This is a genomic window from Alteromonas sp. RKMC-009 (genome assembly GCF_003584565.2).
Lineage (GTDB): Bacteria > Pseudomonadota > Gammaproteobacteria > Enterobacterales > Alteromonadaceae > Alteromonas.
The window spans coordinates 1,154,593-1,173,973 of record NZ_CP031010.1 but is presented as its reverse complement, the minus strand read 5'-3'; the positions used below and the strand labels follow the sequence as shown (position 1 = coordinate 1,173,973).

At 49.5% G+C, this 19,381-nt stretch carries 11 protein-coding genes; 1 reads left to right on the top strand and 10 read right to left on the bottom strand.

Annotated features, from left to right (window positions below; all coding sequences use genetic code 11):
• Positions 1-127 precede the first annotated feature (127 nt).
• Complete coding sequence (locus tag DS731_RS05080) at positions 128-3,142, bottom strand: TonB-dependent receptor (protein ID WP_232373483.1); 3,015 nt, start codon at positions 3,140-3,142, stop codon at positions 128-130.
• Between the two features lie 972 nt (positions 3,143-4,114).
• Here DS731_RS05080 and DS731_RS05075 point away from each other — a divergent pair.
• Complete coding sequence (locus tag DS731_RS05075) at positions 4,115-5,176, top strand: ROK family protein (RefSeq protein ID WP_161599100.1); 1,062 nt, start codon at positions 4,115-4,117, stop codon at positions 5,174-5,176.
• A gap of 22 nt (positions 5,177-5,198) precedes the next feature.
• Here DS731_RS05075 and DS731_RS05070 read toward each other — a convergent pair whose 3' ends face one another.
• The 9 genes from DS731_RS05070 to DS731_RS05030 form a co-directional block, all read right to left on the bottom strand.
• Positions 5,199-8,891 carry an AAA family ATPase gene (locus DS731_RS05070; RefSeq protein WP_119500303.1) on the bottom strand — a complete coding sequence of 1,231 codons (3,693 nt, stop codon included), beginning with the start codon at positions 8,889-8,891 and terminating at the stop codon, positions 5,199-5,201.
• Positions 8,888-10,111, bottom strand: coding sequence for an exonuclease subunit SbcD (gene sbcD, locus DS731_RS05065; protein ID WP_119500302.1), 1,224 nt, complete (start codon positions 10,109-10,111; stop codon positions 8,888-8,890). Before sbcD ends, DS731_RS05070 begins: the two co-directional genes overlap by 4 nt.
• 113 nt (positions 10,112-10,224) lie before the next feature.
• On the bottom strand, positions 10,225-10,953 hold the full coding sequence (locus tag DS731_RS05060) for a transglutaminase-like cysteine peptidase (RefSeq protein WP_232373482.1): 729 nt from the start codon (positions 10,951-10,953) through the stop codon (positions 10,225-10,227).
• A 55-nt stretch (positions 10,954-11,008) separates the two neighbouring features.
• Complete coding sequence (locus DS731_RS05055) at positions 11,009-12,943, bottom strand: bifunctional diguanylate cyclase/phosphodiesterase (RefSeq protein ID WP_119500301.1); 1,935 nt, start codon at positions 12,941-12,943, stop codon at positions 11,009-11,011.
• An 11-nt stretch (positions 12,944-12,954) separates the two neighbouring features.
• Complete coding sequence (locus tag DS731_RS05050) at positions 12,955-14,199, bottom strand: sensor histidine kinase (protein ID WP_119500300.1); 1,245 nt, start codon at positions 14,197-14,199, stop codon at positions 12,955-12,957.
• Positions 14,200-14,211: 12 nt separating this feature from the next.
• Positions 14,212-15,759: a response regulator gene (locus tag DS731_RS05045; protein ID WP_119500299.1), complete on the bottom strand. Its 1,548-nt coding sequence runs from the start codon at positions 15,757-15,759 to the stop codon at positions 14,212-14,214.
• Between the two features lie 3 nt (positions 15,760-15,762).
• The gene (locus DS731_RS05040) at positions 15,763-17,424 is read right to left on the bottom strand and encodes a sensor histidine kinase (RefSeq protein WP_119500298.1); all 1,662 of its coding nucleotides are present in this window, start codon (positions 17,422-17,424) and stop codon (positions 15,763-15,765) included.
• A gap of 27 nt (positions 17,425-17,451) precedes the next feature.
• Entirely contained in the window at positions 17,452-18,042 is a 591-nt protein-coding gene (locus tag DS731_RS05035; RefSeq protein ID WP_119500297.1) for a response regulator transcription factor, read from the bottom strand.
• 2 nt (positions 18,043-18,044) lie between these two features.
• Complete coding sequence (locus DS731_RS05030) at positions 18,045-19,376, bottom strand: HlyD family type I secretion periplasmic adaptor subunit (protein WP_119500296.1); 1,332 nt, start codon at positions 19,374-19,376, stop codon at positions 18,045-18,047.
• Between the last annotated feature and the right edge of the window lie 5 nt (positions 19,377-19,381).

Here is a 19,381-nt window from a genome sequence, read left to right as displayed (position 1 = left end):
TGTTATCGCGCTACCCCGTCAGGCGCAATGTCATGTTTGTAAGGATTAAGGCCGGCATGCGAGGGCACACCGGCCTGAGAATCAAAGGTCACAATCCGGGAGGATTGTGACCGGATGCTGACAGCTATCAGAAGCTGTAGCGGGCACTCAGTACAATACGTCTGTCCAGTTCCTGGATGAAGAACGTGTTGTTGTAGCTACGGCCGTATTGACGTGAACCTTCTTCGAACAGGTTGATTACGTCCATGCTTACTGTCAGGTCTTCGCTGAAGTCGTAACTTACGTTAACGTCTACCTGCTTGTACTCATCGATGAACAATGGGTTACGAACAGAAGATACGCCACGGTTTACTTCCGCCAGGAAGGAATCACGCCAGTTGTAAGCAACACGGGTAGACAGGCCGTCTTTTTCGTAAATCAGTACTAAGTTAGCTGAGTCACTTAAGCCTTCCAGTGCGAACTGGTCGATTGCCGGATCTGCACCTACATCGTAACCGATATCACCGTCAACGATGGTGAAGTTAGCCTGGTAACCGAAACCGCTGTCACCGAAGAAGTGCTGCCATGCAAACTCGTAACCGGAGATACGTGCACTCTGGTTGTTTACAGGCTGAGTAACTTCGAAGGCCATTTCAGGGTCGCCTGCCATTGGCTCAACATTGTTGTTAGCGAATACGTCATCAGCAAATGCCTGACCTTCTTCGAACTCATCAGCGCCACCAGGGAACACGTCAGGGTTTGCAAGCAACGCAGACATGGTGAAGAAGTTACGTTCTGTTACTTCGATACCACGTGCTTCAAGCTCTGCAATAGCTTCACCTGAAACAGTACCGGCTGCACCTGAAGTCGCATCAAGCAGACCGAACAGAGTTTGAGAAACCTGCTGTGTACCAACGAAGTTGTCTACGTCTTTACGGTAGTAACCTACTGACACCATGCTTGAATCACCATAGTAGTATTCAAGTGACAGGTCGAAGTTGTTGGACTCCAGTGGATCCAGCGCAGCGTTACCGCGGCTACCTGATGCCACACCGCCTAAGTAAGTAGGACGACCAGGCGCACCAATGCTGGTAGCAGTGTACATCTGGTTATACGCAGGGCGAGCCAGCGTCATGCTGTAAGAAGCACGGGCTTTCAAATCGTCAGTCAGGTTAACCGAGAAGTCGATGTTAGGCAGGAACGCTTCATAAGAGTGATCCTGAGACAGCGCTTCAGTCTGATCGCCATAGCTGATTGTGAAGTCGTTATCTGACAACCAGATGATTTGCTCTGGTACAGATTGCAGAGAGATAGACTCAACGTCTGTCTTCTCATAACGGGCACCAACCACTAAGTTAGCTTCGAAACCACCGATTTCGCCATCCATTGTCGCCATCGCGTACAGAGACAGGATATCTTCTTTAACGGTGTTGTTCTGAGCACCAACAGAAGGCAGATCACCCGGGGTGAAGCCATAAGCCGGCGCAACAGCGTTCAGCAGGTCTACTGCGTTGCCGCGGAAAGATACGCTACCCAGAGGAATAGTGGTTGAACCTGCAGGCTGAGCAATTGAGTCCGCACCGGCAACACCACTCATGTTGTGATCTTCAAATGCACATGCTGTACAAGTCACTTCCAGCAGACCTTCAGGAATATTACCTACATCAGCAACACCCCAGCCACCAAGCTGCGCTTCAGTTTCATAACGAAGCTGATTCATTTCGGTCGCCATGTAGCCGATACCGAAGTCAACTTTTACGTCAGAACCTTCGTCCCAGGTACCGTCGAAACGGAACTGCTTAACGTCAGATTCCTGATCAGAAGAAATGGCACGGGTAACCTGAGGACCAACATCGGCCAGGTCGAAAATACCGTTGTTGTTACCTTTAACAGAATCGTCAACAACAATGCTTGCCTGAGGCATATCCAGACCGAAGTCCATGGTTTGCCAGCCGGCAGTTGCACCAGCAACGTTGAAACGGATTACGTTTTTACCATAAGGACCGTTACCGCCAGATTTTGCATTCGCCATGTTAGCGTCGAAACGCAGGTTCAGTGAATCGTTTGCCCACCAGTCAGCGTTGAAACCGAAAGATGTCAGTTCATCTTTAGCGGCCATCACCAGGTTCTGGAAGAAGAAGTCTTTACCACCATCGATGTCTTCAGTGAAACGAATTGGCGTGGCAACAACCGGGTTTCCATCGAATTCCATATCTGTGAACTGACGGGCAAACCAGATGCCGTCAACAACAGAGGTAGAGTTAATTTCGTTGCTGGCATAAGTTGCGTCAGCAGTCAGCGTTAAGGTCTCTGAAGGTGCGAACTGTAAAGTAACCATACCGTTCAGACGTTCACGGTTATCTTCGTTCAAACCTAAACCTAAGTTAGAAGGCATGGCAACCAACTGACCTTCCGCAGGTGCGTTAGTCACGTTAGCGCCGTCTACCAGACCGAAAGTACCCGGAGACGTTGAATCCCAGTTGTACAGCTGGTAGTTCTCAACACTCATGTGGCGGCTACCGGAGTCACGCTCCTGATAAGAACCGAACACAGCTACACCAAATGTGTTGTCATCGTTTGACCAGTTCGCAACACCACTTAATTCTGGTGTCACACCGTCACCGCTGTAGTCTTTCATGGCTTTCGCGCCGATAGAGGCACGGTTTTCACCTTGAGACAGTGGCTTTAACGTATTGATGTTAATTGTTGCACCGATACCACCTGATGGTACGGCTGCACGGCCAGTCTTATAAACTTCAATGCCACTTACACCTTCAGATGCCAGGTTAGAGAAGTCAAAAGAACGGGTTGTACCGGAAGCACCCTGGTCAAGCGGGTTACCGGTGATAGATGCTACGTTAGCAGCAGGCATCTGACGGCCGTTTAATGTGATCAGGTTGAAGTTACCACCGAAACCACGAACGGTAACTTCTGAACCTTCACCGTTTACACGGTTGATAGAAACACCAGTGATACGCTGCAGAGATTCTGCCAGGTTGGTGTCCGGGAATTTACCCATGTCTTCAGCAGAGATGGCGTCAACAACACCGGTAGACTGACGTTTTACGTTCATAGATTGAGACAAACTTCCGCGAACACCGCGTACTTCAATCTGTTCTACTTGTTCTGGTGCGTCCTGAGCAAATACAGGTGATGCGACCATTACGCAGAGTGCCCCTGACACTGCGCAAGATAGCTTTGTTTTATTAAACATAGTTTGGTTTCCAGTTGAGTTTTCACACGTGAATTAAAGTGCGTGTCCCTTATGAGGAGGATGACTACCGCGCATAAAACACTGGTCAATCAGTTCACTCAACCCCATCACGCACTCGCTGTGCAAACCGTTACGTTGTGATCCCATTCTCACAATGTAACGCGTTACAAGTCGCCATTTAACGTTAACGAATTGTAACGGTGTAGTTATATCCCGCCTTGTGAAGCAATTGCAAGTATTTTGTTAGGCTGCCTAACAAAATTAACCTTTTTCTTGAAATTGAAGTATTCTTTAGTCTTAAATGAGCGGGTAAATGCAGATTTTACTATCTGTATCTGATTAGAATAAATGGCCTGTCAGGCACTTTTTATTTACAAATACAGGTTAAGTAAAGGTGACAACTGTCCGGAGTGCAAGGATTGGTCATATTAAATTTTTATGATAAGTCACTGTTTGGAAAGGCTGAAAATTCGCTATGAAAAATAAAGGAAAAATATAAGCATTAGTTATAGAGAATATAACCTGAAGATGATAGAGGCCCCTGAAAAGGGAATGGTGCAAAGCAAAAAACAATAATAAAACTGACTTTGCTGTCACACAAATGTAAAGAAACCAGAAAGTTCCGTAAAGCCCGAATTATTGCAAAAAAGAACAAAAAACAAACAACGGTAAACCCTGAACTTTTTTAGTGCAGAAGACTCTTTAACAGCGATCTGGTTTTAACAATGTGTGTCACGAAAACGACTTTTTAAGTCCCTTTACCGTTAACAATTATTCAACAACAGGATAAAACAGCGCGAGCTGTTCCATAACAAAAATACTATGCCCGTACACAAGCAATCGAGTCAGCGTCTCCAACAGCAAGGCCTGGCACTGGACACAGACAGACAGTTTTTTCGCTGTCTTCGCGAAAATGGCCCCATGAGCAGAGCAGCCATCTCTCAGCTTACTGGCATTTCCCGCCCCACTATTTCAGAGGCTGCAGGACGTTTGCAGGGCCAGTCTCTGGTCAATGAAACGAAAAAGAAAACCCAGAATAAACAGGGCCGTGCAGGTATTCTTTATGAGATTAATGCTAACCGGGGTGTTACCTTGTCTGTTGCCCTGGACAGTCAGCACATTCAGATGCGCCTGACCGACCTGGCTGAAAATATTGTTGCAGAAGAACAGTTCAAATTAGCCGCGCTTAATGGCCACGCCATCCCCGACTACGATGTAGAAGCCGCACACGTGCCGTCCACACGCATAGACAGCAGCGAAGCCTTTTTCCAGAAGCTGACCACCATGGCTGAAGACATGGTGGCACGAACGAAAAGCGCAGTCCTCGCCATCGGCATTTCTATTGCCGACCCGGTGAATTCAGAAACGGGCCAGGTATTGCCTCTGCACGGTGCCCCTTTCCCCCTCGCCCACGATATTAATTTTCCCTCCCTGTTTGCCAGTATGTTCCATTGCCCCATTACCATTGATAACGACGTGAACTGGGCAACCATGGCGGAACGTTCGCAGGGTAATGCTATTGGCGAGAAGAACTTCATGTTCTTTTATTTTGGCCGGGGGATCGGTGCCGGCATTTATATCAACGGGCACCTTATCCGCGGTAGTTCAGGTATTGCCGGCGAAGTAGGCTATTTTAAAGTGGACGGTTCGAAGAACCTCCAGGATTACGTGGTAGAGAACCAGCTGGGTAAGGCCTTACTGGAAAACCGTTCTTTGTACGATCATCCGGCTATGGATAAAATTATCCACGTGATTTCTAACGCGGGTATTCTGGTTAATCCGGATCTCATAGTGATTGGTGGTCCGCTTTCCCGTCACGATGCCTTTATGAAAACACTGAAAGACACAATTCCACAAAGAACACTGATGCCGACCAGGGTCATTGCCAGCGCAATGCCGGATACCGCCCCGCTCTGCGGTGCATCAGCCGGCGCCCATGAACTGGCACTGGCTTCACTGGGGCTGATACAGCATCCTGAATAGCACAGTCTCAGACCGGATTTTACTATCCGGCAAGAGGCGCTTCAGGGGAGAAGCGGAAGCTTTTATCCAGCTCGCTGATCCCGAGGCCACTTCGCTTATTCACCCTGATCTGTACCGGGATCCGTTCTTTCATCGCTTCGATATGGCTGATCACGCCAATCATTTTGCCGGAGGCGTTTAAGTTATCCAGCGCATCCAGTGCAATATCAAGTGTTTGAGCATCCAGCGTACCAAACCCTTCGTCCAGAAACAGCGAATCAATGCTGGTTTTATGACTGACAAGATCAGACAGCGCCAGTGCCAGCGACAAACTGACCAGAAAGCTCTCGCCACCGGATAAAGTCCGGGTGTCTCTGGCGATATCGCCCTGCCAGGTATCCACTACCAGAATAGCCAGACCGTCCGCCTGCTTTCGCTGCAACCTGTAGCGGCCATGCAGACGTTGTAACTGACGGTTCGCCAGTACAATGAGATTATCCAGCGTCAGGCCTTGTGCAAATTTACGGAATTTATCACCGGTGGCGGAACCGATTAGTCCGTGCAGGGCAGATGTGATCTCAAACGCCTGTTCTTTTTCCGCTATACCTTCTGACAAACTGTGCAATTTCTCACGCTGCTCATCATCAGCCTGACATCTGGCAGCCAGTTCTCCCCGTCGGGTGAGAATGCGATCCCGTTCTTCATTGGCCTGCTGATATTTACTCTGCAACTCATCGCCGTCAGCCTGTTGCCACAGTGCTGCCTGTTCATCATTGAGCCAGCTGTTGTACTGGGTACAGGCGCTTTCAAATAACGCCGAATGACGTTGAGTTGCAGCTTCCAGGGTTTGCTTCTCACGGCTGAGCTGATCACGTACTCCGGGTGTAAGTAACGCATTTTGAAAATCTGTATCGCTGTCAAAACCGGCCCGGTTGCGCTGCATTTGCCAGCGTTCAGATAACTCTTCCGTCTTTTGCTGCGCGGCTCCCAGCGCTTCAACAGCAGCGTTTAATGAAGATGTGATGCCGGTATGGCGCTCCTTTGCGGCCGTTGCCCGCTCCTGTGCCTGCTGTGCTACCTGCTTTGCCTGCGCGATGCGCTGTTCCGCTTCCGTGATGGCTGTTTGCGACGGAGTTGTACCGGCCAGAGCATGGCGTTCGGTTTGATGCTGAGTAAGGGTGTCACATAAAGCGTTAAATGCAGTACTCAGCTTACCGGCCTGCGCTTTTGCTGCCTGCCAGTTTTGCTGTGCATTTTCACGATACACCGCCTGCTGAGATGCCTGCTGCTCAAGGGCAGTCACCTGCTCTTTGGTATCTGCCCATTGCTGCGCTTTCTCCTCCAGACTTTCCAGCCAGGCTTCAAAACCCGATGACGGTAACGGATGTCCGGCGTCAGCGGTTTCTTTCGCTATGGCATTGTGCAGCGCAGCACATTGTTGTTGTGCGCTTTTAAGTGCACTTTGTGTGTCACCAGCCTGCTTCTGATATTGGGCCAACCGTTCAGCGGCGAGTGCTACCTGATTTTCACCATGACTTACCTGCCGTTGCAGCTCGTTGAGTTCTGTGGTGAGTGCAGCAAGCTTTTCCTTCTCAAGATTTGCTCTGCTTCGCTGTTCCCGCAGCACTGCCCCCCGATTTTTTTGCTGCTGCTCATATTGAGTCAGTCCGGTTTCATCATTCAGAGAAACTGAAACACCGGCTTCCTGTGATATGGTTTCCCACTGTGCGGCAATGTCATCTGAATCTTGTATAGCTTTTTCCAGCGCCTGCGTGTTCTGTTCCAGTCCGAGCCTTAATCTCTCGCAAAGCTCGTTTTGCGCAATGCCACGACTCTCCGCCTCTTTAAGGCGTGCTTCCAGTTCATGCTTGCGGGTTAAAGTAGCAGACACGTCCAGTGCGACCTCCCCGGAGGCAGGATGAGACAATGAGCCGCATAGCGGACACGCCTCGCCGTCAGTCAGTTGCATCCGGAACTCTGCCAGTTGCTCCTCTTGTTTCAGCAGTAACGTGACATCCTTTAAAGACTGCCTGAGGGCAACAAATTCTTCGCGCATGAGGCCACATTGCTTTACCGCTTCATCGTAGTCACTTTGCAGCCTCGCCTGTTCAGCTTTGTGCTCAGATTGTTTCCCGCATAACTTCAGGTATTGCTGTTGTAACGACATCGCCCGGTTAAGCGGCGCCCAGCACTGTTCTATGGCCAGTAACTCCTGTTCGATCTGCTGCCCGCTTTGTTCAGCGGCCAGCGAATTAACTATCTGCTGTTGTTTTGTCACAGCAGACTGCTTGTCGTTATAAAGATTGATAGCCTCATTGCGGGCTTTTTCCGCCTGTGCAACCTGATGTGTCTGCCCGTCAACCTGCTCACGGGCCTTTACGGCTTGTTCTTCTGAAGTCGCCACAATGGCGGTGAGCCCGCCAAGCTGATTGATTTGTCCGCGCCAGCCTGACAGCTTCGTCAGCAAAACACTGTCGGCCCGATGTGCGTCCAGGTAGTTTTTATGCGCAGTCAGTTGCTCATGCATGCTTACTACCGCCTGCTCATATCCTGCAATATCTGCGGCAAGTTTGTCAGTGATTGCTTTTTGCTGCTCCAGCGCGGATTCAAGTTCACGCTTTTCCTGAGTCAGCCTGGCAATATTGTTATCCAGCGGGATCACGCGGTTATGAATAAGTGCAATGCGGGCACTTCCTTCCTGCTCCGCGATTTCCAGGGCTGCGGTGCACTGGTCTTTCTCTTTAAGGCTGCTTTCTGCGTGCTGTGCACTTTGCTGTTGCTGCTCTTTCAGCAGTTCATTGCGCTGCTGCAATGTCTGCACTTCAGATTCTGCCGCACGCAGTTGCTCATATTCAGGTTTAATTTGCTCTGCCAGTTCACCCTGCCGCAGTTTTTCTGCCTCCGGTGCAAATGCAGTGAGATCATCTTTTGCTTTAGCCAGCGCAGCTTCTGCCTGCTGCTTCTGTGACAAGCGCTGTGCAAAACCGGCCTGCCAGTTCAGCCCGCTCTGCCAGTGTTCACACGCTTCGCGGGCTTCCTTCAGCGTATTGTCGGCCTGCGCCAGTGCCAAAACCAGCGATGCTCTTTCTTCTTCACTCAGCACAGAAATGTTATTGCGGTTTCCCCGCAGCAATGCCAGTTCCTGTTCAGCTTCTTTATATTTTTCATGAACGCGGCGGGAAATCTCACCGTAGATTTCGGTGCCGGTCAGCTCTTCAAGCAGCTCCGCTCTTTCGTTTTCCTGCGCATTCAGGAAGGCTGCAAAGTCCCCCTGCGACAACATCATGGATTTAGTAAAACGGGCAAAGTTTAAACCGGTGATCCGCTCTATCTCCTCCGCTTTCGGACGGATTTGTGTTGCCAGTACCTTCCCGCTTTTTACTTCGGCCAGTTCCACTTCCGCCGGTTGCAGGTTTCCGTCTGCGTTACCCCGTGCCCGCCGCATACTCCAGAAAGCACGGTAGGCCGTGCCCTTAACAGAAAACTCAACTTCAGCCAGACAGTCACCGGTACCACGGGTCATGATTTCATTGGATGACGCAGACAGTTGCCCAAGCCTGGGCGTCTGATGATAAAGCGCCAGACAGATTGCATCCAGTAAGGTGGTTTTGCCTGCTCCGGTAGCACCGGTGATGGCAAAGAGGCCGTTATCCGTAAACGGGGCGCCGGTGAAATCCAGCTTCCACTCACCTTTGAGCGCATTGAGGTTTTTAAGCCGCAGGGTCAAAATTTTCATTGTGCTGCTTCCCCGGCATCAAGGCCCGATACTACTTCACGAAACTGTGTACGCAACTCTGCTTTCACCTCTGCCTCTGTGGCGTCATCCATTAACAGCAAGCGCCGCTCAAAGACCTCTTCCGGCGACAGTTCTGACAAATCCTGTTCATATTCTGCCGTCAACGACGCTGCAGCCCTTTCATGAACCCGCCTGAGTTGCAGCACCTCTACCGGCTTATCTTCTGTCATTGCCTGAATACGCTGGTGCAAATCAGACAAATACCCCTGCGTGGTGACTTCGATACACAGCCAGGTGGTTGCTGCCGTATCAGTGAACGCTTTCAGTGACTGCTCAATGGTATCCAGATCGCCACGGATAACTGCCATAGGCTGGAAAACCGGTACAGGAAGGACTTCGATAACAGGGGTTGTGCTGCCCTCAAAACTCACCAGCACCACCTGCTTTTGTGTACCCAGCTCATCAAAACTGAGAGCAACAGGAGAGCCGCTGTAGCGGATATGCTCTGATTTAGCCACTTTCTGTGGCCGGTGAATGTGTCCCAGCGCAATATAATCTGCCGGCGGAAAACCATCGGCGGCGAAGCCTTCCAGCGTACCGATGTAGATATCCCGCACACTGGACGAGGCAGACACGCCAAGCGCAGTAAGATGGCCTGTAGCAATAACAGGAACGGCTTTTCCTGAAGCTTCGCGGCGCTCAGCCGCGACATCGTACACACTCCGGTAGTGGGCTTTGATTGCATCACCCAGGTGCTGTTTCTTCTCATCTGTGGACTGACCCGCAGCACTGACCAGCACGTCTCTGGGGCGAATGAACGGGATCGCACAAACAAATGCGCCGGTTTCGCCGTTTTTATCTTTAAGTTCTACCACCTGATCCGCGGGGTTTTCCAGCACCGAGGCAATAACATGGGTATTCAGACAAGACAGCAGCCCCCGTGTTTCATTCAGCACTGACACAGAGTCATGGTTTCCGCCCAGCACAATCAGGGTACAGCGGTGAGCCTGCAAGGCCACCACAAACCGGTTATACATTTCTCTGGCATAACTGGGTGGCGTACCGGTATCAAACACATCGCCGGCAACGATGATGGCATCGATTTGTTGCACTTCCACAACCTGCAAAAGCCAGTCGAGAAACTGTTGGTGTTCGTCTTTACGGTTTTGGGTAAAAAAGCTCTGACCGAGATGCCAGTCTGAGGAATGGAGGATTTTCATAAGAACAACAATATAAAGTCAGAGACACGTCATGCCTTATGTTGACCACACCGGCGCGGCGAGTCAACAATCCGCCGCGGCACCGGCGATGATTCGTACAGGCTAAAGCGGGATCAGGATGTTACCGTGATGCCTTCAGAGCTGATTTTGTCCAGCACGTTACGCCACCGGGATAATCTGGCCGAGGGAGAACCGGATGATTTTTTCTGGCCCGGAGACCAGATCCCCATACTGTTAAAACTGAACACCGGAATGAGATCTGTTCGCTGCCGTGCGGGCAGCACTTCTGAAATTAAACTGTCGAGGATCATAGGCTGACTGGTGGGAGTTTCATAATAACCCAGAACCATGTGCGCCTGTGTCACAGTGCTGCGGCGCCCCCCCACTTTAGCTTTTACATAGATAAGACGCAGCTTTTCTTCGGCGACCCCCAGTTTGAGCAGGAAGATATATTTAGCGATAGCGTAATCTTCACAATCGCCCAGTTCTTTAGCCAGAAACTCTGCCGGTGATGCCCAGTAATCGCTTTGCTTCCAGACGATATCATCGGTTTTGTAGGTTACGTTATCGCGAAAGTAAGCATTAACCAGAAGAAGCTGCTTCGACTCCGGCAGATTCTGCGCTTCATTGAACATGCCTTCCAGACCCGCCTGACGGCCCGCATCGACTTTACCGCCATGTCTGGCGACGGCCTGCCAGAATTTGCCAAAGTTAATATCGACAAATGCGCGGGTAACAAATGCGTTTGTCAGCAGGAAACAGGCAATCACCATAATGCACAGCCGACGCTGACTGAATGATATGGGGTTACCCTGAAAGAATGGCTGTTTCAACAGGAGCACAACTACTTACCCTGATAAAGACTGAGCATGTACTGTACCACGTACGGCGAGTTTGTCACTTTACTGCAACCTGATCGTCAATGTTTAGCCGCGCCACACCGTCGAAACCGATAGACAGCAGAACTTCCTCGTCTTTTTCAGATACTACGCCATCGGCAATCACCGCCATTCCCAGGGAGTGGGCAAGATCGGCAAGACCATTCAGGTAGACCTGATTTGAGCGGTTGTTCACCACGTCATACACGTAAGTACTGTCAATCTTCAGGTATTTAAGGCCAAATTCATGCACATCGGCCACCTTCGAAAAGCTTTCTCCCACTCTTTTGAGCCCGGTATCCACTTTGAAATAATCAGCCAGCTCACAGAACTGACGGAAGGATTTAGGATGGTTTGCAGCTGTGTGCTCCCGCAACTCCAGCGATAACCGGGTGATCACATCCTGATTCGCTTTTAATAAATCTTCCAGTTGTGATCTGTTAAACGTATCCAGGATTGTTTCCTGATAAAGCAGCACCGCGCAGCATTTTTCGGGATTATCTTTCAGCCATGCCAGCGCTTTCTTCAGAGCCAGAAGATCGATTTTATCTACCGTACCAAAGCGGCGGGCCGCTTCAGTAAAACGTCCGAATCCTCGCATTTCATCGCCGTCTTTGTACAGCATGAAAGCCTGATAATGCATGGTCTTACCGCTATGGGTATGAACGCTCACCGTCATCAGTTCGGCAGACTGACTGGCGATATCGAAATCTTTTTGCCATTTTTCTTTACTGTCACAGCGATAGTGCGTTTCCGGTAAAGGCTGCAGATTAAAACCGAACACGGTTTCACTTTCCTGCACTTCTTCCAGTAATCCGTCGACCCGGTCGAGCAGTTCGTAACTCGCTTCATCGGCCCGTATGTAAACGCCGGCGGTGACGCAGTGAATATTCAGATCGGCAAAATCCGGACTGTGCTCCAGCGGATTGTCTTCCATAAACACTTCCTGAATCCCTTCCAGATCACGGCACTCTGTCAGCAATACACAAATATCTGTTTCATTGATTCGGGCCATGCGGAAGTCGGTGTAAAGCTCACTGTGTTCACGGTAGAAGCCGTCCAGCCTGTCAGCAAACTCTTTTACGAACTGATTAAATATCTCCGGCGCAAACGCCTGAATATCGCCTTTGTCTTTCATCAGGCTGTGCATGAGCAGCACGTTCTGACCATCTTTATCACGAAATCTCAGTTGAGATTCCAGTAGTGTAAAGAAGGCATTGATATTAGGAATATTCGTCACCGGGTCATGCTGCTCCCGTTCCCTGGCAAGTTCAAGCCGGCGGTTGTTCTCTACGAGGTTTGCTTTAAAGCGGTCGGCCAGCGAGTTCATGGCATTTACCACCCGGGCAAAGTCGGCGGTCCAGGGCAGCGCAATTTTTATAAATTTCCTCTCTGAAAAACTGTTGGCCTGGTCGACAATAGTCCCCAACGGTTTCAGGATGACACGTAAAATGAGGGAGCCGATTATCCCGATCCCTACAGTGAGGATCACGATACTCATCACAAAGCTTTTAAACTTCGACCACAATGTATCCATGGCAAAGGCAGTCTGACTTTCAACATAAAGGGTACCAAACTGATCCCAACCGTCACTCACCTGGGAAATGCCGGGCGGCACGGTCAGTTCCGCCATGGACTGAAACCAGTCCGGCGCGGTTGACGCTTCCCCCTCAAAGTAGATCTCGTCGATAACATTCCCGTCCGTGCCTTCAAGCCGGATGAGTGAATAATGCCCTGAATCGAATTTTGCAGACAACATGAGGCGAATGCCGGCCGGTGATTTCTCCGCCTGCGTCAGCACCAGTGCCAGTGAATTCGCATCATCAATGTTCTTCAGATACAACTGTTCCTCAGTATTTTTCTGCGTAGAGAAAAATAGCACCAGAAAGCTCACCACACTGTTAATGGCAATAATGGTGAGAATGGCAATCCACAGCTGCTTATTCAGGGTCATTCACAACTACTCTATTCAGCATCTATCTCAACGGGAAGGACCATAACAAACTCAGTCCCCTTGCCCACTTCACTTTGCAGTGTCAGTTGTCCCTGCATCTTGTTTTCTGTCAGGTTCTTCACGATATGTAGGCCTAAACCGCTGCCACCTTCTTCACGGCGGGTGGTAAAATAGGGCTCAAACATCACTTCACGAAACTCTTCAGGGATCCCTTTACCATTATCATTAAAGGTAATCGTTGCCTTGCCATCCGCTGATTCTGCCCTGATTTGAATTTTAGGAGACGTAATGGATTTATCGAAAGCGTGAATAGACGCATTGAACAGTAAGTTTGTCAGCACCTGAGACAGGGCTCCCGGAAATCCCTTCATAATAAAGGTGTCGGGCACCTGACAATCCAGCACAATTTCAATTTGCTTCGCTTTCAACTGCGGTTTTACGCTGCTCAGCACACTTTCGATGGTGCCCTTCAGCGGGAACGCCATCAGCACATCAGCGCTTTGGTTTACCGCATTGGTTTTAAAGTCACGGATGAGTTTGGCAGCACGCCCTAAGTTGAACGAGAGCAAATCGCTTACTTCGTTACTGTCGTCTATAAAGTCTGAGAAATACTCTTCTGTCAGGGTTCCGTCTTTGAAACTTTTATCAAGATCATCAACACTTTCTTTAAGGTGCGACAAAGATGTGATCGCTACACCGAGAGGGTTATTTACCTCGTGAGCCACCGTTGCGACCATGCCACCTAAGTTGCACAGTTTCTCCATTTCGATGGCCGCTTCCTTCTTTTCCTTCAGATACTCACTTTCTATGAGTAGCGGTGTGAATTCGTCCAGCAATTTAGTCAGACCTGCATCGTTTTCATCTACCGGCGTTTGCGTTACCAAAACAATGAATCCCCCCACATGCTGTTCATCGGCAATCACATACACAGAGCAAACTTTGTCCGCCATGCCTGCCTGTGCCATCCAGTCAGAGAAACTGGCATCAACGACACTGCGTTCTGCCCAGCGATTTTTCCCCTTACAGGCCAGCAGGGAACTTAACACGCTGTTTTCCAGTTGACGGCCGGGAATACACCCCATGCAGTCCACGGCAATACTTGCCTCGTCACTCACATGCCAGCTTGATACATGATAACAATCAGCACCAATATAAACGGCCTGATCCAGCAGCGGAAACTGAGACTGTACCGGGAGTGCCCGCAGCAAATCAGGGCTGAGTAACGCCGCCATCGATTCGGTTACAGATTTGGACACGATACTCTCCTTTTAATCCGGATAGCGGGCACGCAGAGCCCAGAAGTCATCAAAATTGGCCAGTAAGATTTCCGCCAGTTGGGGATCAAACTGTTCACCTTTTTGTGCTTCTATCTCTGAAATAATGTTTTCTTTCGGCCACGCCTCTTTATAGCTGCGTTTTGAGCCCATGGAATCAAAGGCATCAGCCAGCGCTGTGATCCTCGCAGCTACAGGGATGTCTTCACCCTTAAGGCCCTCAGGGTAACCGCCACCGTTCCACTGCTCGTGATGTGCATAGCAAATCTTCGCCGCATTCTTAATCATGGGTTTGTTAGAAAGGCTCAGCATATCCGCACCGACTTTGGGGTGAGACTTCATGATGTCCCACTCCTCCGGGGTGAGTTCTCCGGGCTTATGTAAAATAGAATCGGGTATGGCGACCTTGCCCAGATTGTGAACCGGTGCAAAACGGCGGATATTCTCAGCTTCATCATCACTCAAACCTGCCATAACCGCGAGTTTGTAGCTGATTTCCGCCACACGTTTAACATGCGCTCCAACTTCCTTGGTGCGCAATTCAACAGCATTCCCCAACATGTGGATAATGTCTTTTTGTGTCTCTGAAATTTCTTCTGTAATCATCAGGTTTTCGTAAACCAGTGATACGTTTATGCAGTAAATTTCCAGAAACTCTTTCTGTGCATCAGAAAGCGTACCTTTGGTGTCGATAAACAGCAGATTTTCATAACCCAGGTCGGTGCAGTTATAGAACACGTAACCAGAAGGGAAATGCTGAGACTGTTTAGATGCCAAAACCTCTTTAAAGCAACTTTCCACTTCGTCAGGCACTTCAGGTTGGTGACTTTCCTTAATGTCAGCCAAACTTCCGGTAGCTGCCAATACCGTGCGGCCTTTAGTGGCTTCGGCGCTTTGCGGGAAGGTAGAGCAATAAATGGCACTGGAGTCCAGTTGCAGCAGGTTCATGATTTCCTTCAGCACCGCTGAGGCGAACTCGTTCAGCGCATGGGTCTGCAACATTTTAGTGGTACTTTCAATGACCTGACGCAGACCTTTCCGGTGGCTCTCAATGGTAGAGATATCGCGGTATGAGCGCAGCCCTGTGTACATCAGGGTTTTCAGCTTCTGGCTGGTTAATTCCGTTTTTTCTTTGTAGTCATTAATATCATAGCGCTCAATGACTTCATGCTCAGGTGCCTGACCGGGCTGACCGGTGCGTAATACCAGCCGGCAGGCTGTGTTGTTCAGCTCTTTACGCACATAATGCACCACATCAAGGCCGGCATGATCCGTTTCCATAACTACGTCCACAAGGGCCAGCGCGATGTCGGTCTCTTTTTCGAAAATCTCCTTCGCTTCTTTTCCGGAATACGCATGCAAAAACTGAATTTTCTTGCCGTCAAAACGGAAACGCTTTAACGTCAGGTCGGTTACCCGGTGAACTTCGGTTTCATCATCGATAATCAACACTTTCAACGGTGAGGTATCTTTCTGCTCTGTCGCGTCATCCACAGACTCAGCTGGTGCAGCTTTCTGCTTGGCAAATAATGGATTCCCCATAGTTTACTCCTTCTCTTCTAAGTCTTTAATTCGTAGTGATATCCACAGACCACCTCCGGGTACTGCACCATGGTTCAGTTCACCTTTCAGCTTACTTTTCACCAGGTTGTACACCACGCTTAAGCCGAGACCGGCATTACCGGCACCACGGTTAGTGGTATAAAAGGGGTCGAAAATTTGTGCGAGATTTTTCTTTTTCACGCCGCTACCGTTATCTGCAAACTTCAGTAATACGGAGTTACCGAAGGAAGACACCCGGATTGAAATAACACAGTCTTCATTCTTCTTCGCAAACGCATGAACCTCTGAGTTCGATGCAAGGCTGGCGAGCACCTGAGTAATAACAGTAGGGTAGGTATGAATTTGTGCCCGCTTGCCAATTTCCACATCAAATTTAATCTTCGTTGACATGGCATTTTGCTGATAATGCTCAACAAAGTTTTCAACGATTTCGGCCACGTCAACCAGCTCTGTTTTGGTGGAATCGTCTGCATTAATGACGTCAATTTTCTTAAATGATGCAATCAGCTTAGATGCCCGGCCCATATTTTCCAGCGCCATACCCAGCATTTCCTTGCCGGAGGACAGAAAATCTTCAAACTTCTCCTGATCCAGTTCACCGCGATCGAAATCTTCTTTTAGATCCCGCATCAAATCGTTCACGTGGGAACAACTGGTAATACTGATTCCCAGGGGCGTATTCACTTCATGGGCGATACCGGCAACCAGTCCCCCCATCGCACCAATTTTCTCGGCCTCAACCATCTTACTCTGGGCGAACTTCAAGTCCTGCAGGGCCAGTTGCCGGTCATCACTGAGCTTGTGTAATTTGAACGCAAAGTAAACCAGATACAGCACCATCAAACTGAACAGGAACGCTATGACAGGGATAGCTACGTAATATTGGTTGAATAAATTTGCCGGCGGATAAATCACCATGGGCCAGACACGGTTAAACAGGAAGATTTCGCCGTTAAAAGGTTTTGCCAGCGTCGCAGAATATTTCACATCAGAAAAAGCCAGCTCTTTTCTGTTTTCTCCCTCGCGGTAAACAATGAAATTACTGACAATCCTATTACTTATAGAAAGCTTGGCAGCGCGGTGTAGATCAATCACCATAGCCAGCAATAAATTGTGTTCTGGCATAATGCGGGTAAGTAATACGTATTGCTGCTGACTATCATTAACACTGAAAAGGTCGGAGGCGAAATTGTCCAGTTTTGACGCTTCCCGTAAATCAACGTTCCGCTTCATCGCCAGCGTTACTTCCCGTTTGGTAAATTGGGGATATGAATCAGATGCCAGCCAGTACTGAGGCTCCGGCAACGTGGTTTTAGCTCCCATTTCACGGGAGTCAAAATTGAAAACGCCGATACCTGCGATGGACAGGTTGTATTCCAGAATCAGACCGCTGAAAGAGTCAAATTCAATTTCATCTACATTTGAGGAAGAGTCAAACAGCTGATTCACAGAATGCAGGGTATACTCCATGTCCTCCAGATTCTCATTAAAATGTTCATTGAACTCTTTAACCGGTCCATCGAAAGATGCCGCGCGCTCCTGCTCTGACAGTTGCATGTACACCTTGTAACCGCCAAAGGTGCAAAGAATACTGAAAAGCACACTCAAAAAAGTGAGCACGTTTTTTTGAAGAATTAAATTCACCCCTACCTCTCCGGATTCTCAGCGCTGTTAAAGGGCAGTTCGTTTGAATTGGCCAATCTTAAGCAGCAAGGCCACCCTGTCTTTCACTCTGTATTTCTTAAGAATAGACGACATGTGCTCTTTTACCGTTCTGACAGTAATATTTAGCTTATCCGCCATATCCTGATTAGAATCACCGTCCAGTAAAAGCCGCAAAACTTCCTTTTCCCGTTCGGTGAGCACTTCGGTCTGCGCTTCTTTAAACTCATAATCCGGATGTTCACTGAGGCGGTGAACCATCGCCGTGACGAGTCCGCCGGGGATCCACATGCCGCCGGCCATGACAGCACTGGCAATTTCATTGCAATGGCGTATCAATTCGGTTCCGTTGCAATAGCCCCGTCCGCCGACGACCAAGCTTCTCTGCATTTCTTTAATGTCGGGTGCGTGACTTATCACCACAGGATGCACACCCAGCACACTGCTTTCCCGCACAAAGCGTAACCAGTCAGTTTCACGGGTGTCGACCCAGCAGATTCCCCCGTCAGCAGCAAGGGAAAATGAAACTTCGTGCCACGCTATTGCATCAGATAGCGGTGCATACTCCTTAAGCGACTCTCCTAACACGAAAAATTTCATTCCTAACGTTCTCCTAATGCTGATGAAGAGGCCCTGATAAGCGGGTTTAGCAGGTACTGCATGACGGTACGATTACCGGTGATGATATCTACCTGCACCATCATGCCCGGCAGGATATCCATATTGAGGGCGTTTTTGTCTTCGGTGGAAAGCCTGACGAGGTAGTAAGTTCGGTCCTGATCGTCAGTCACGGTATCAGCACTGATGTGCTCAACGCTGGCTTCCATACCGCCGTAAATAGCAAAATCATAAGCACTGAATTTTAAAATGGCGGGCTGTCCTAATTTCAGAAACGCGATATCTTTGGGCGGGATTTTTGCTTCAACGATTAACCGGTCATCGGCAGGAATAATTTCCACAACGGCACTGCCCGGCGTCACCACACCACCCACAGTATTTACCAGCAGTCGCTGAACGGTACCGGCGACCGGCGCGCGGATTTCAGATTGTTTCACCACATCCTCCAGGCCGGTTTGAGACTCCTGCAAGGATTGCATGGTGGCAACCGCTTCATTGAGCTCTTCATTCCACCGGTTCTGCATTTTCAGGCTGGCTTCTTTCAGATTGTTCTGCTCTTCATCAATGGTTGCCTGACTGCGGGTTATTGCAGCCCGTGTGCGTTGAATGGCCCCCTGATTTTCAATAACCTGCTTTTCCAGCCGCAGAATATCGATTTCAGAAACAGCGCCCGAAGCCATCAGCGGACGGGTGACGGTAAGCTCCCGCTGAGCAATAGACAAAGTGTCCTGATATTGCTGCAATTCGGCGCGGTAAGATTGCAAATCCTGCCGGCGCTGGGCAATCCGGCTTTCAAACCTCGACAAGGTTTCTTCAAGCTCTTTCACACTGGAAAAATATAATGCGGTTTCATTGGCCACAATTTCAGGCGCGGCCTGTTTGAGCTCTTCCGGGAAACTCAATGGCTGCGCCCGTGTCTGTGCAGTCAGCCTGTGAACTTTTGCGGCCACAGCGTTTCTTTTTGAATTGTTTTCCTGCAGTGAAGACAAGTAACGGGTAGGATCCACTTTCAGAATAATGTCACCAGCGTTGACTTTCTGCCCTTCCCTTACCTGAATGTCCTGAACAATACCGCCGTCATAGGACTGCAAAATTTGTAGCTGGCTGGATGGCACAACCTTGCCTTCACCCCTCGCTACTTCTGCGATGGGAGCAAAACATGCCCACACAATTAATGCCGTGATTGTGAGTACAACCACATAAAGCAGCGCTTTGGCTCGCAGTGGCCGCTGCTGAATACGCGCCCACTCGGCTTCCAAAACCCAGTCATTTTCCGGAGGTGGTGCCAGCCATTCGCGGGCCCATGACATAAGCATAATGA

Bases quoted from the DNA above. Each gene is read 5' to 3' on its own strand.
- DS731_RS05030 (WP_119500296.1), bottom strand. From the start codon at position 19,376: ATGCTTATGTCATGGGCCCGCGAATGGCTGGCACCACCTCCGGAAAAT.
- DS731_RS05070 (WP_119500303.1), bottom strand. From the start codon at position 8,891: ATGAAAATTTTGACCCTGCGGCTTAAAAACCTCAATGCGCTCAAAGGT.
- sbcD (WP_119500302.1), bottom strand. From the start codon at position 10,111: ATGAAAATCCTCCATTCCTCAGACTGGCATCTCGGTCAGAGCTTTTTT.
- DS731_RS05045 (WP_119500299.1), bottom strand. From the start codon at position 15,759: ATGGGGAATCCATTATTTGCCAAGCAGAAAGCTGCACCAGCTGAGTCT.
- DS731_RS05080 (WP_232373483.1), bottom strand. From the start codon at position 3,142: ATGGTCGCATCACCTGTATTTGCTCAGGACGCACCAGAACAAGTAGAA.
- DS731_RS05075 (WP_161599100.1), top strand. From the start codon at position 4,115: ATGAGCAGAGCAGCCATCTCTCAGCTTACTGGCATTTCCCGCCCCACT.
- DS731_RS05035 (WP_119500297.1), bottom strand. From the start codon at position 18,042: ATGAAATTTTTCGTGTTAGGAGAGTCGCTTAAGGAGTATGCACCGCTA.
- DS731_RS05055 (WP_119500301.1), bottom strand. From the start codon at position 12,943: ATGACCCTGAATAAGCAGCTGTGGATTGCCATTCTCACCATTATTGCC.